Below are 12,934 nucleotides of genomic sequence, written 5' to 3'. Positions count from 1 at the left end.
GCCATCTCGGCCAGGGGTGTGGGGGAGGAGTCGCCGTGCGTCCCTCAGTCGGCGACGTACGCCGCGTGCCACCGATCGAGCTCGGCGTAGACCCGCTCCCGGGAGGGGCGGCGGGAGAGCACGACGTCGTGCCGCGCCCCGGGGACGGCGACGTAGGTGACGTGCGCCCCGACGGCCGTGGCCCAGCGCCGGATCTGCGGCACCTCGAGGACGACGTCGGTGACGTGGACGTCCTCGCCCATCTCCTCCGGCAGGCTGGAGCGGTCCGAGGACAGCACGAGCACGGGCGCAGGCACGTCGAGGCCCTGCTGGAGCCTGGCGTGGCCCTCACGGACCGCCCGGAGCCAGCCGGCGTGGACCCGGAAGGACTCCAGTGGCTTCCACGCGAGGTCGAAGTCCCACTCGCCGTCGTGGTCGCGGTGCAGGGAGCGGCCGTAGAGCCCGTTGACCTCCCGCTTGATCTCCTGGCGCGGGCGGCGGCGGCCGAGCTCCTTGAGCACCAGCGTGCCGATGGTGCGCAGCAGGGCGCTGCCCTGCAGGTCCAGCCACGGCGAGTTGAGCACGACGCCCGCCAGGGCCTCCGGGCGCCGACGGTCCAGCCACAGGGGGAGGGTCAGGCCTCCGGTCGAGTGCGCCGAGACGACCACGTGGTCGTGGTCGTCCCGCCCGGTGATCAGGCTCCAGGCGGCGTCGAGCTCCTCGTCGTAGACCGCGAGGTCCGTGACGTGGTTGGCGGTCTGCCCAGGGAGCAGGGACCGGCCGTACTTGCGCAGGTCGAGCGCGTAGAAGTCGTAGCCCCGCTCCAGCCACCACGCGGCGTACTCGACCTGGAAGAAGTAGTCGGCGAACCCGTGCACGTGCAGCACGGCACGACCGGTGGGGTCGGCGGCACGGCGGGAGACCAGGGTCGCGACGACCGGTCCCTCCTCGTCGTGGCCGAGCTCGAGGGTCTCCGCCTCCCACGGCGGGCCGAGGACGTCGGTGCGCGGCTGGGTGGTGTCGTGGTCCTGGCGAGGGGTCACGGGGCCATCCTGGCAGCCGAGCGCTCCCGGACCCGCAGGGCCACCTCGGGGCGGTTGCTGGTCACCAGCCAGGCCCGGCCCGGGCGCATCCAGTAGCGAAGGGACCGCTCGGTGTCGACGGTCCACACCAGCAGCGGGAGGCCCCGTCGGCGGGCGTAGGCCGCGACGCCCAGCCGTGCGAGGGTGTGCTTGGCGACCACGAGGTTCGCGCGCGAGCCCGACAGCCGCAGGTGCGGTCGCAGCTCGGACCACCGGGTGCGCAGCTGCCGCACCACCGGCAGCCCCTTCACGCTGCGCCCCAGCGACAGCCCCACGAGCAGGTCGAGTCCCTCGCCGTCGGCCCAGTCGCGCACGGCGCGGACCGAGGCGTCCTCGAGCGTGGTCACGATGATGTTCTCGGCGCCCAGGACCTCCACGGCACGTCGAGCCGCGCGCACCTCGTGGGTGCCGGCCGGGTCGGTGTAGGCCGTCGAGGGTGAGGTCAGCTTGAGGTCGATGTGGGCGCGGCGGGTGCCGGCCAGCGCGGCCAGCACCTCCTCGTAGCGCAGCAGCGGCCCGACCAGCTGCTCCACCCGGGCGACGGTGAGGTCGGCCAGCGGCGTACGTCGACCGCCGACGTCGACCTCGTCGTCGTGGTAGAGCACGAAGGTGTCGTCGGCGCAGCGCTGGACGTCGAACTCCACGAAGTCCACGGCGAGGGCCAGCGCCCGGTCCAGCGCCGGGCGGGTGTTCTCGAGCTCTCGGTCCTGCCCGGCCCCGCAGCGGTGCGCGCTCACGAGCACGGGGTCGTGGGTCCTGCGTCGCACCGGCACGGGCCGCGAGCCTAGTGCGCGCGGCGGGCGGCGTGTCGTCCGGACCACGGCGCCGGGCCCGAGCGCCTAGGGTTCGACCCGTGCCCCCACGTCCCCGGAGCAGCCACACCCTCGTCGGTGAGTGGCGCAGCGGCACCTCGCGCAGCCAGTGGATCGTCCTGGCCCTGCTGCTCGTCCTCGTCACCGTCTGCTTCGCGATCTCGCTGCCGTTCTACTCGGTGATGCCGGTCAGCACCTACTTCGTGTGGCTCGTCCTGGGCATGCTGCTGCTCAAGCACCGCCAGCTCTCCGTGCTGGTCGCCTACACGGTGCTGGGGGCGCTCGCACTGGCCGTGGTCGACGGGGTCCACGACGGCGAGTTCGGCAGCGCCCGTGCCTCGGGAATGGTCGCGCTGGCGCTGGGAGGGGCGCTGATCCTCTACCAGTCCCGGCAGCAGCGGTCCGGGCTGCCGGTGCCGCTCGGCGGCGCCATGCTCGCGGACCTGCGGGACCGGCTCCAACGCCAGGGGACCGTCCCGCCGCTGCCCGACGGGTGGCACTGCGAGACGGCCATGGTGGCCGCCCACGACGTCGGGTACGCCGGGGACTTCATGGTGGCCCGACTCGATGAGGCGCGCGGGCAGCTGGAGATGGTGCTGGTCGACGTGGTCGGCAAGGGGGTGGCCGCCGGCACCGACGCCCTGCAGTTCGCCGGCGCCCTCGGTGGGCTCATCGGGGCGTTGCCACCGGTCGCCCTCGTCGAGGCAGCCAACGACTTCCTGCTGCGCCAGGACTCCGACGAGACCTTCGCGACCGCCGTGCACGTCCTGGTGGACCTGCACACCGGCGGGTACGAGCTGCACTCGGCGGGCCACCCGCCCGCACTGGTGTGGGACCACGCCGATCGGCGGTGGACCCCCGACTCGGCCCGGGGCACGGCATTGGGTGTCCAGGTCCGGCCCGAGCTGCACCACAGCACCGGTGTCCTCGCGCCCGGCGACGGACTGCTCTTCTACACCGACGGCGTGGTCGAGCGCCCCCGCGTGGACATCGACGCCGGGATCGAGTGGCTCTGCAGCACCGCGGCCACCGCCGTGGCCGACGGGTTCGAGGGCGCCAGCCGCCGAGTGCTGCGCAAGGTCCCCAGCGGCGACGACGATCGCGCCGTCCTGGTCCTGCACCGCCGCGCAGAGCCGTGAGGGCCCCGTCACGCGCGCTGACGGGTGTCGGCGACCGTCCATCGGGCACAGTGGACAGGTGCCCCCTGCTCCTCCCAGGCTCCTCGCACGCCTGCCGCGACGCCGCGCCCTGCTGGCGTGGGCCGGTGGCGGGCTGGCGGTGCTCCTCGCCGTCGTCGTGATCGCCGTCCTGTCGAGCCGGGGTGGTGAGGCTCCCACGCCCGCCGCCCCCGTGCCCGCCCCGCCGAGCAGCACGCCCTCGGTCCCGCCCGGTGTCGACACGACCCGGGACGCGACGTACGCCGCCGCCCGTCCGGGGTCCCCGGACCGCCTGGTCGTACCGGCGCTGGACGTGGACGCTCCGATCCGCCCGATCACCGCGCCGGACCGCACGCTCGTGCCGCCCGCCGACCCGCAGGTGCTGGGGTGGTGGGCCGACGGGGCCCGCCCGGGCGCGGAGACCGGCAGCGCCCTGGTGGTGGGGCACACCGTGCACACCGGCGGAGGCGCGCTCGACGACCTGGAGACCCTCCGTCGCGGGGACGAGGTCCACGTGCACAGCCACCGTGGGACGGGGGAGGAGCGTCGCGAGCGCACGGAGACCTACCGGGTGGAGGACGTCGAGGTCTACCGCAAGGGCGCCCTGGCCCGACGGGCGGCCGAGCTGTTCAGCCAGGAGGTGGACGGTCGCCTGGTGCTGCTCACCTGCGAGGACTGGGACGGCACGCGCTACCTGTCCAACGTCGTGGTGACCGCGCTGCCCGTGGCCGACGACGGGGGGACAGCCCGTGGCTGACGGTCACCTGCCCGACCCGGAGCTGCCCGACCCGGAGCTGCCCGACCCGGCGGTCCTCGACCTGCTGCTCGCCGAGGCCGATCGGGACCGTACCGGCCCGGTCACCTCGCCGCCGCAGTGGGCGGCGGTGGTCTCGGTCGAGCGGGTCAGCCTCGTCAGTGGCGAGGAGCGGCCCGGCGCCCTGCGCCTGCTGGTGCAGGGCGAGGCGTCCGGAGCCACCCTCGTCGAGGTCCGGCGGGCCTGGGCGCGGGTCGCCGACGCGCTCGCACGGAACAGGCTGGGCCGCACCCCGGACGCCGGCACCTCCCACCGCGACGCCGGCCACCACTCCGTCACGACCGACGCCGAGCGGCTGCGGGCCGCCGTGCGCGCGGCCCACCGCACGTTCGAGGCCGAGCCGTACTACCGCGCGCGGTACGCCGACCGCGGTGCCCGCTTCGCCGGGACCGACTCTGCCTGGCTGGTCACGCTCGCCGACCTGCCGGTCGACGGCTGCGTCGGACAGGTCCTGTGGCTGGCCCGGGTGCTGGCGGCGCGCGGGATGCCGAGCTGGCTGCTCGAACGACACCTCGACGACCTGGCCGGGGAGCTGCGTGCCGCCTGCGGCGCCGACGCCGCCGGGTCGCTGCCCGACGCCGCGGCCCGGCTGCGGGCCACGCGCACCGCGGTGCTCCCCGAGCCCGCACTGCAGGACGCTGCGGCACGGATGCGCGAGGGGACCGGGGCCCAGGAGCCGTTGCCCGGCGCGGCCGCGCTGGCCCTCGCCGCCGCCGCGGACGTGGCAGCCGGCACGGTGGCGTCCTGGGCGCCCTGCGTCGACTGGCTCACCGACGAGTCGCGGTGCGACCCGCGGGCCGCGGCCTGGCTGCGTGTCGAGGCCACGCGGGTGGCACCGGACGGAGGTCTCAGTGCTGGTAGGTCCCGTGGAGGATCGCGCGCCCTGCGGTCTTGAAGGCCAGGTTGAACGACACCACCGCGGGGCTCGCGTCCGAGTCGACGCCGAGGCTGTCCTCGGTCACGGCGTGCACCACGAAGAAGTAGCGGTGCACCTGGTCGCCCTCCGGCGGAGCGGCGCCCATGAACGCCTTCGGCCCGCCGTCGTTGCGGCACATGAAGGCCGAGCCCGGGAGGTCCGCGTCCTCGGCACCGACCCCGGCGGGCAGCTCGGTGCAGTCGGCCGGCAGGTCGACCAGGACCCAGTGCCAGAAGCCGCTGGGCGTGGGGGCGTCGGGGTCGAAGCAGGTCAAGGTGTAGCTCTTGGTGCCCTCCGGGCCGGGCTCCCACGACAGGTGCGGTGAGGTGTTGCCCTCGGCGGCCACCTGGGCCGGGCCCAGCGGCTGGCCGTCGGTCACGTCGTCGCTGCGGACGGCGAAGGACGGCACGGCCGGCAGCAGGTCGTACGGGTTCGGGCTGACAGGTCGCTCCAGGGACGTCATAGCGCGAACCTAGCCCGGTGCCGACCCGTGGACCACCACCCGGGCACTGCGAGCGAGCGGGCCCGGCCGCGGGAGGATGGGGGCATGCTCGGAGACCACACGGACGCCCCGCCGTACCCCGTCGGACTGCGCCTGGCCGGACGCCGGGTCGTCGTGGTGGGCGGTGGTCACGTCGCGCAGCGCCGCGTGCCGGCCCTGATCGGGGCGGGCGCCGACGTGCTGCTGGTCTCCCCCGAGGTGACCCCTGCTCTGGAGGGACTGGCCGGGGAGGTCACCTGGCTGCAGCGCCGCTTCGAGGTCGCCGACCTCGAGGACGCGTGGTACGTCGTCGCGGCGACCGACGACCCGGTGACCAACGCCCTGGTCTCGGAGGAGTGCGAGCGTCGACGCATCTTCTGCGTCCGGGCCGACGACGCCGCCGGGGGCACCGCCTGGACCCCCGCCGTCGGCCGGCACGGCGGGCTCACCGTCGCGGTCCTGGCCAACCGCGAGCCCCGGAAGTCGGCCGGCGTCCGCGACGAGATCATGACCGCGCTGCGCGACGGCACGCTGACCGCCCGGACCACCCTGGACACCACCCCGGGCGTGGTCCTGGTCGGCGGCGGGCCCGGGGACCCGGAGCTCGCGACGGTCGCCGCCCGCCACGCCCTGGCCTCCGCTGACGTCGTGGTCGCCGACCGGCTGGCGCCGCGCGAGCTGCTCGACGAGCTGCCCGCACACGTCGAGCTGGTCGACGTGGCCAAGCTGCCGCGCGGCCGATCCGCCACCCAGGAGGCCATCAACGACGTCATCGTGGCCCGGGCCCGCGAGGGCAAGCGGGTGGTGCGCTTCAAGGGCGGGGACGGCTTCGTCTTCGGCCGGGGCTACGAGGAGGTGCTGGCCTGCCAGGCAGCCGGCGTGCCGGTCTCGGTCGTCCCGGGGCTCACCTCGTCCATCGCGGTGCCTGCCTCCGTGGGCATCCCGGTGACGCACCGCGGTGTCGCCCACGAGTTCACCGTCATCTCGGGGCACCTGCCGCCCGGTCACCCCGACTCCCTGGTCGCCTGGGACGCCGTGGCGCGCATGCGGGGCACCGTGGTACTGCTGATGGCCGTCGAGAACGCCCCGGCCATCGCCGAGGCGCTGCTCGCCGGTGGCCGGGGGCCGACGACGCCGGTCGCGGTGGTCCAGGAGGGCACGATGCCGGGGGAGCGCACCGTGCTGTCGACGCTGGCCACCCTCGCCGACGACCTCGCCGAGCACGGGGTCCGGCCGCCGGCCATCATCGTCGTTGGGGACGTCGTCGCCGTGGCCCGTCCCGGTCATTACGGGCGGGGGTGACGTGGCCCGGCTCATCGAGGTCGACGACCCCACGGACCCGCGGCTCGCCGACTACCGCGACCTGCGAGACGTGCAGCTGCGACGCGCGCTGGAGACCGAGCACGGCCTGTTCCTCGCCGAGGGCGAGAAGGTCGTCCGCCGCGCCGTCGAGGGCGGCTTCACGCCCCGCTCCTTCCTGATGGCGCCGCGCTGGCTCGACGGCCTCGCCGACGTGCTCTCCCGCTCGGACGCGCCCTGCTACGTGCTCTCCGAGGAGCTGGCCGAGCAGGTCACCGGCTTCCACGTCCACCGCGGTGCGCTGGCCTCCCTGCACCGTCAGCCGGACCCGCCCCTGGACGCCGTCCTCGACGGCGCGCGGTTCGTCCTGGTGCTCGAGGACCTGGTCGACCACGCCAACGTGGGCGCCGCGTTCCGCTCCGGTGCGGCCCTGGGCGTCGACGCCGTGCTGCTCGGCCCCCGCTGCGCCGACCCGCTGTACCGACGGGCGGTGAAGGTGTCGATGGGGGCGGTGTTCGCGCTGCCCTGGACCCGGGTGCCGGACTGGTACGACGCGCTGCCGACCCTCTCGGCACGCGGGTTCACCACCGTCGCGCTGACGCTCGCGCCCGACGCCGTACCGCTGGAGGAGGCGGTGGCCGGTCGGGACCGGGTGGCTCTCGTGCTCGGCTCGGAGGGGCACGGGCTGACCACCCGCTGGGAGGAGTCGGCCGACCACCGGGCGATCATCCCGATGGCCGCGGGCATCGACTCGCTCAACGTCGCAGCAGCCGCCGCCGTCGCCTGCTACGTCACCGCACGCCGCTGACGCACCGGCAGCCCCTGGGTGCTCAGTCCTCGGCGGGCCAGCCCGGGGGGAAGTCCTCGACCTGCTTGTCGTGCTCCTTGGTCAGCTTCTTGCGCGCCTTGGTGGAGAGCCGGTCGCCGAAGACCGTGCCCCGGGTGTGGTCGGTCTCGTGCTGCAGGCAGCGGGCCAGCAGCCCGGTGCCCTCGAAGGAGACGGGGGAGCCGTCCAACCCCTGGCCGGTCACCGAGGCCCGGTCGGGACGGGCGCACTCGACGAAGGCGCCGGGGAAGGACAGGCAGCCCTCGTCGGCGTCGTCGAGCTGGCGCTCCCGGCCCTCGGGGAGCGTGAGCTCGGGGTTGCACACGACCCCGACGGTCCGCTCGCCGGACTCGTCGGGACAGTCGAAGACGAAGACGGCCGCGTCCACCCCGATCTGGCAGGCGGCCAGGCCGACCCCGTCGGCGGCGTACATCGTGGCGACCATGTCCGCGACGAGCGTGCGCAGCTCCTCGTCGAAGGCGGTCACCGGCTGCTGCGGGCGGTGCATCACCGGCGTGCCCCAGCGGGTGATGGGGCGCACCGTCCCCCCGGAGGGGAGCTGACCGTACGGCGCGTGCTCGGGCGGCGGGATCTCGGTCATGGTCAGGATCCTAGGAAGCCGCGGCCCGCGCCCTGTGACCGGCTCCACGAGACAACCTGTAGCGCTATGTGTAACTCACAGTTACATTTGCCGCATGGACATCGGCAAGAGCCTCATGACGCGCCTGTCGCCCGGCGGCAGGCACGGGCTGGCCAGCACCGAGCAGCGTGACCCGATCGGGTACGCGGTGGCGGCGCTGAACAAGCTGGCCCAGAGCGACCTCCTCGACCGCGTCGGCCTGCGCAAGCAGGCCGAGCAGGTCGTCTTCACGAGCACCCGCGAGGGCTTCAGGACGGTGACGGCCGCGAGCCGTCAGTTCAAGAAGACCGGCGGCAAGGGTGCAGGCACCCGCGCTCCCGCGGCGCCCCGCCAGGGCGTCTTCGACCTCACGCCCACCGAGGACGAGCAGATGCTCGTCGACGTGGTCTCGGAGTACGCCGAGGAGGTCGTGCGCCCGGCGGCCGCGGAGGCCAACGAGACCTGCGAGGCCCCCGAGGCCGTCCTGAAGGCGGGCCTGGAGATCGGCCTGCCGATCCTCGGCGTGCCTGAGGCCCTCGGCGGCATCTCCGAGGAGCGCTCGGCGATGGCCGGCACGCTCGTCGCAGAGGCCCTGAGCAAGGGCGACATGGGCATCGCGCTGGCTGCCCTGGCGCCGGGCTCGGTCGCCACGGCGCTGGGCCTGTGGGGCACCGAGGCGCAGCAGCAGACCTACCTGCCGGCCTTCACCGAGGACAGCGCTCCCGCCGCCGCCCTGGCGCTGCAGGAGCCGACGGTCCTCTTCGACGTGCTCGAGCCGTCGACCACCGCCCGCAGGACCCCTGACGGCTTCGTCCTCGACGGCACCAAGGCCGGTGTCGTGCGCGGCGCCGAGGCCGAGCTCTTCGTCGTCGGCGCCTCGCTGGACGGCACCCCGGTCCTGTTCCTGGTCGAGTCCTCGACCGCCGGCCTGACCGTGGAGGCCGAGCCCTCGATGGGCGTCCGCGCCGCCGCCCTGACCACCCTGCGCCTCGAGGGGGTCACCGTGCCGGCCGACGCCGTGCTCGGCGCGACCGACGGCTCGACGTACACCGAGTGCGTCCGGCTCTCCCGCCTGGCCTGGTGCGCTCTGGCGGTCGGGACCGGGCAGGCCGTGCTCGACTACGTGACGCCCTACGTCAAGACGCGTGAGGCGTTCGGCGAGCCGATCGCCCACCGGCAGTCGGTGGCGTTCATGGTCGCCAACATCGCGATCGAGCTGCAGGCCATGCGCCTGCTCACCTACAAGGCCGCCGGCCGCGCCGCGGCCGGTCAGGAATTCACCCGCGAGGTCGCCCTGGCCCGCAAGCTGTGCTCGGAGAAGGGGATGGCCATCGGCAACGACGGTGTCCAGCTCCTCGGTGGGCACGGATTCGTCAAGGAGCACCCGGTCGAGCGGTGGTACCGCGACCTGCGTGCCGTCGGAATCATGGAAGGTGCGGTGCTGGTCTGATGGCCATCTCCCTGGACGACCCGAAGAAGCTCAAGCCGCTGGCCTCGCAGGCCCACCAGGTCGCGATGAACATGCTGCGGCCCATCTCGCGCAAGTACGACCGCGCCGAGCACGCCTACCCCACCGAGCTCGACATGCTCGCCGCGATGATCGACGGGCTCTCGGAGTCCGGCGCGTCCGAGGGTGCGGGTGCGGCCGGCGTACGTCGCGACGAGAAGCCGGAGGGCAAGGAGAAGGGCACCAAGAACGGCGCCAACCTCGCCTCGGTGATGTCGATCGCCGAGATGTGCTGGGGTGACGTGGGCCTGCTGCTGTCCATGCCCCGCCAAGGCCTGGGCAACTCCGCGATCGCCTCGGTCGCGAACGACGAGCAGTCCGAGCGCTTCGCCGGGGTGTGGGCCGGCATGGCCATCACCGAGCCGGGCGTCGGCTCGGACTCGGCGAACATCAAGACCACGGCGGTCCTCGACGGTGACGAGTACGTCATCAACGGCGAGAAGATCTACGTGACCTCCGGTGACCGGGCCGACCACATCGTCGTCTGGGCCACCCTGGACCGCGAGCTGGGTCGGGCCGCCATCAAGTCCTTCGTGGTCGCCAAGGGGACCCCCGGCATGCGGGTGGAGCGGCTTGAGCACAAGCTCGGCATCCGTGCCTCCGACACCGCGGCGATCATCTTCGAGAACTGCCGCGTGCCGAAGGAGAACCTCCTCGGGTCGCCCGAGATCGACACCAAGCAGGGCTTCGCCGGTGCGATGGCGACCTTCGACAACACCCGCCCCTTGGTGGCGTCGATGGCCGTGGGCTGCGCCAAGGCCGCCCTCGACCTCACCCGCGACCTGCTCACGCAGGCCGGGGTGGAGATCGACTACGACCGGCCCGCGCACGTGCAGTCCGCCGCCGCCGCGAAGTTCCTCCAGATGGAGGCGGACTGGGAGGGCGCCCGGCTGCTGATGATGCAGGCGGCCTGGATGGCCGACAACCGCGAGCCCAACAGCCTCGAGGCCTCGATGGCCAAGGCGAAGGCGGGCCGCGTCGGCTCGGACATCACGTTGTCGTGCGTCGAGCTCTGCGGCTCGGTGGGCTTCTCCGAGGGCGAGCTGCTCGAGAAGTGGGCCCGCGACTCCAAGATCCTCGACATCTTCGAGGGCACCCAGCAGATCCAGCAGCTGATCATCGCGCGCCGCATCCTGGGGCTCTCCAGCGCCGAGCTGAAGTAGCCGGTCCGGCAACAGACGCAGTCGTGCCCCTCAGCGCGCGCCATGGCGCCCGCTGAGGGGCACGACCCGTCTCGGGACTAGTGCTGCTCGGCGGCCCGGCGCAACGTCCCGGTCTCGGCCGCGACCTGCTTGGCCGTGGCCTCGTCGAGCAGCGGCTCGGGCTCGGCGAGGCCGGTGGCGCCGTCGGTGCCGAACTCCTCGGCCGGCGCGTCGGGACCCTCGGGCTCCGGGGGCAGCGCGGAGGCCGGGGTCGGGTCGCTCTTGAGGGGCACGTCGGCGGCGCGCCTCTTCATCCCCGGGGTCGCGGGCTCGGGCTCCGGGACCGGCACGGGCTCGGGTTCCGGAGCCGGGGGAGGTGGGCCGGGGACGACCGGCTCCGGCTCGACCGGCGGGGCGGTGGACTCCGGGGCCCCGGCGCCGTCGGTGGACGGGCCGGGGGAGTCGGGCCACACCATCCGGCGCGCGCCCAGCGTCACGTTCGTGGCGACGGACAGGCCGGTGCGCAGACCCACGGCCGCCACGGAGGTGGCGGACGAGGTCAGCTGGCGGGCGACGGTCATCAGGGTGCTCACGGAGTGTCTCCTCTCGTCGGAACCCCTCGAGTCAAGCAACTGCGACCGCCCCACCCATCACCCGGTCGAGCGGGTGGGGTGGGGCGGTCGTGAGGTCCGACGTGCGGTCGGGGCCGGTGCTGCGGGGTCAGGACACCGCGCGGAAGGGGTCGTGCTCGGCGAGGATCTTGTCGACGCGGGCCTGGTCGAGCCGCACGGCGACCGAGGTGGACTCCTGCTGGTCGCGGACGATCTTGGCCAGCGTGAACGCCGACGTCGTGAGGTAGAGGGTGCCGAGCCCGAGGAAGGCTCGGACCCACGGGTCGACGGGCAGGTAGAGCACGGCGACGACCATGGAGAGCAGGGCCAGGCCGAAGGAGATCCAGGCCTGGGCGTGGAAGGCGGCGGTGGTGCGCGACTGCGGGGCGGTGTTGTTCGTCATGCCCCCAGGCTCGGCGCCGACCCGGGTACGCCGCGCCCGCCGGCGTACCCGTGCCGACTGAGCACGCGGGCTCAACCCTCGAGGCGCTCCCACCCCGCGCCGCCGGAGGGTGTCGCCACCAGGTGCTGCGGTGCGGCGAACCCCTCGCGCTCGAACCGCCGGTCGACGGCCTGCGCCACCTCGGCCACCAGGTCGGTGCGCACCCACGCCACCGACGACCCCCCGAAGCCCCCACCGGTCATGCGTGCGCCCAGCGCACCCGCTTCGACGGCGGCGTCCACCGCGGCGTCGAGCTCGGGGCAGGAGATCTCGAAGTCGTCGCGCATCGAGACGTGCGAGTCGGCGTTCGCCCGGGCCAGGGCCTCCCGGTCGTCGGTCGCGAGGGCCGCGACGGTCCCGCTCACCCGGTCGATCTCGGTCACGACGTGACGTGCCCGCCGACGCAGCCGCTCCCCGTGCAGGTCGTCGACCGCCGCACGGGTGGCTCCCCGCAGGGTCGGTACGCCGAGACGGCGCGCCGCCTCCTCGCAGTCCGTCCGTCGATCGCCGTACCCGCCCTCGACCAGGGCGTGGCTGACCCGGGTGTCGGTCACGAGCAGGGTGAGCCCCCGCTGCTCGAGGTGCAGGGGGACCTGACATCGCGTGTCGTCGGAGAAGTCGATCAGCAGCGCGTGGTCGGCCGTGGCGCGGACCGCCACCGCCTGGTCCATGCCACCGGTGGGCGCGCCGACGACCTCGCGCTCCGCGGCGACGGCCGCCTCGACCAGCAGGTCGGCGTCCCCACCGCGCACGGGTCGCTCCAGCAGACCGAGCACCGCCGCGCCCACGGCGCACTCCAGCGCCGCTGAGCTGGAGAGTCCCGCGCCGACCGGCACGGTGGAGTCGACGACCAGGTCGATACCCGGGACGGGCACGCCGGCGCGCGACAGCGTCCAGAGCACCCCGACGGCGTACCCGGTCCAGCCGTCGGGCCCTCCGGGACCGCAGTCGGCCAGGGTCCCCGCGAAACCGCCGTCGCGTTGCAGGCTCTGGACGGTGACCCGGCCGTCCTCCCGGGCCCGCGCTGCCACCCGGGTGCGGTGGGGCAGGGCGACGGGGAGCACGAGCCCGGCGTTGTAGTCGGTGTGCTCGCCCATGAGGTTGACCCGCCCGGGTGCCTGGGCCAGCACGGTCGGTCGGGCGCCGGTGCCGTGCTCGAAGGCCCCCACCAGGAGCTCGGACCGGTCTTCCGCTGCCAGCATCCTCATGGTCGTCACCCTAGGAGGGGGACCTCGTAGGCTCGCGGC

Annotated in this window: 14 protein-coding genes; 7 read left to right on the top strand and 7 right to left on the bottom strand. The window is 74.1% G+C overall.

All coding sequences use genetic code 11. From position 1 onward, the window contains the following. Positions 1 to 44: 44 nt before the first annotated feature. Positions 45 to 1,022 (bottom strand): alpha/beta fold hydrolase, encoded by a 978-nt coding sequence (locus tag BKA05_RS08910; RefSeq protein ID WP_179531121.1) that lies wholly within the window; start codon positions 1,020 to 1,022, stop codon positions 45 to 47. After that, positions 1,019 to 1,834, bottom strand: coding sequence for a glycerophosphodiester phosphodiesterase family protein (locus BKA05_RS08905; RefSeq protein WP_179531120.1), 816 nt, complete (start codon positions 1,832 to 1,834; stop codon positions 1,019 to 1,021). The genes BKA05_RS08910 and BKA05_RS08905 overlap by 4 nt, the downstream gene beginning before the upstream one ends. An 80-nt stretch (positions 1,835 to 1,914) precedes the next feature. On the opposite strand from BKA05_RS08905, the gene BKA05_RS20285 reads away from it, so the two are divergent. The 3 genes from BKA05_RS20285 to BKA05_RS08890 are packed head-to-tail and all read left to right on the top strand — an operon-like array spanning position 1,915 to position 4,739. Next, the gene (locus BKA05_RS20285; protein ID WP_179531119.1) at positions 1,915 to 3,012 is read left to right on the top strand and encodes a SpoIIE family protein phosphatase; all 1,098 of its coding nucleotides are present in this window, start codon (positions 1,915 to 1,917) and stop codon (positions 3,010 to 3,012) included. Positions 3,013 to 3,070: 58 nt separating this feature from the next. Continuing rightward, a complete protein-coding gene (locus BKA05_RS08895) occupies positions 3,071 to 3,787 on the top strand; it encodes a class F sortase (protein WP_343045580.1) in 717 nt (238 codons plus the stop codon). Next, positions 3,780 to 4,739 carry a hypothetical protein gene (locus tag BKA05_RS08890; protein ID WP_179531118.1) on the top strand — a complete coding sequence of 320 codons (960 nt, stop codon included), beginning with the start codon at positions 3,780 to 3,782 and terminating at the stop codon, positions 4,737 to 4,739. The genes BKA05_RS08895 and BKA05_RS08890 overlap by 8 nt, the downstream gene beginning before the upstream one ends. Here BKA05_RS08890 and BKA05_RS08885 read toward each other — a convergent pair. Continuing rightward, entirely contained in the window at positions 4,693 to 5,223 is a 531-nt protein-coding gene (locus BKA05_RS08885) for a YbhB/YbcL family Raf kinase inhibitor-like protein (protein ID WP_179531117.1), read from the bottom strand. The genes BKA05_RS08890 and BKA05_RS08885 overlap by 47 nt on opposite strands. 84 nt (positions 5,224 to 5,307) lie before the next feature. Between BKA05_RS08885 and cobA the strand changes: the two genes are divergently transcribed. After that, on the top strand, positions 5,308 to 6,543 hold the full coding sequence (cobA, locus tag BKA05_RS08880; RefSeq protein ID WP_179531116.1) for a uroporphyrinogen-III C-methyltransferase: 1,236 nt from the start codon (positions 5,308 to 5,310) through the stop codon (positions 6,541 to 6,543). A 1-nt stretch (position 6,544) separates the two neighbouring features. Beyond that, positions 6,545 to 7,348, top strand: coding sequence for a TrmH family RNA methyltransferase (locus tag BKA05_RS08875; protein ID WP_179531115.1), 804 nt, complete (start codon positions 6,545 to 6,547; stop codon positions 7,346 to 7,348). Positions 7,349 to 7,370: 22 nt separating this feature from the next. Here BKA05_RS08875 and def read toward each other — a convergent pair whose 3' ends face one another. Beyond that, positions 7,371 to 7,967: a peptide deformylase gene (def, locus tag BKA05_RS08870; RefSeq protein ID WP_179531114.1), complete on the bottom strand. Its 597-nt coding sequence runs from the start codon at positions 7,965 to 7,967 to the stop codon at positions 7,371 to 7,373. A gap of 94 nt (positions 7,968 to 8,061) precedes the next feature. On the opposite strand from def, the gene BKA05_RS08865 reads away from it, so the two are divergent. Continuing rightward, a complete protein-coding gene (locus BKA05_RS08865; RefSeq protein WP_246289777.1) occupies positions 8,062 to 9,435 on the top strand; it encodes an acyl-CoA dehydrogenase family protein in 1,374 nt (457 codons plus the stop codon). After that, on the top strand, positions 9,435 to 10,655 hold the full coding sequence (locus BKA05_RS08860) for an acyl-CoA dehydrogenase family protein (RefSeq protein WP_179531113.1): 1,221 nt from the start codon (positions 9,435 to 9,437) through the stop codon (positions 10,653 to 10,655). The genes BKA05_RS08865 and BKA05_RS08860 overlap by 1 nt, the downstream gene beginning before the upstream one ends. A 77-nt stretch (positions 10,656 to 10,732) precedes the next feature. Here the strand turns inward: BKA05_RS08860 and BKA05_RS08855 are convergent, their stop codons facing one another. The 3 genes from BKA05_RS08855 to galK form a co-directional block, all read right to left on the bottom strand. Next, complete coding sequence (locus tag BKA05_RS08855) at positions 10,733 to 11,227, bottom strand: hypothetical protein (protein WP_179531112.1); 495 nt, start codon at positions 11,225 to 11,227, stop codon at positions 10,733 to 10,735. A gap of 127 nt (positions 11,228 to 11,354) precedes the next feature. Further along, a complete protein-coding gene (locus tag BKA05_RS08850) occupies positions 11,355 to 11,648 on the bottom strand; it encodes a YiaA/YiaB family inner membrane protein (RefSeq protein WP_179531111.1) in 294 nt (97 codons plus the stop codon). Between the two features lie 71 nt (positions 11,649 to 11,719). After that, the gene (galK, locus tag BKA05_RS08845) at positions 11,720 to 12,895 is read right to left on the bottom strand and encodes a galactokinase (RefSeq protein WP_179531110.1); all 1,176 of its coding nucleotides are present in this window, start codon (positions 12,893 to 12,895) and stop codon (positions 11,720 to 11,722) included. Positions 12,896 to 12,934 lie beyond the last annotated feature (39 nt).

Source organism: Nocardioides marinus, from assembly GCF_013408145.1.
Lineage (GTDB): Bacteria > Actinomycetota > Actinomycetes > Propionibacteriales > Nocardioidaceae > Nocardioides > Nocardioides marinus.
This window is presented reverse-complemented; position numbering and strand designations above follow the sequence as displayed.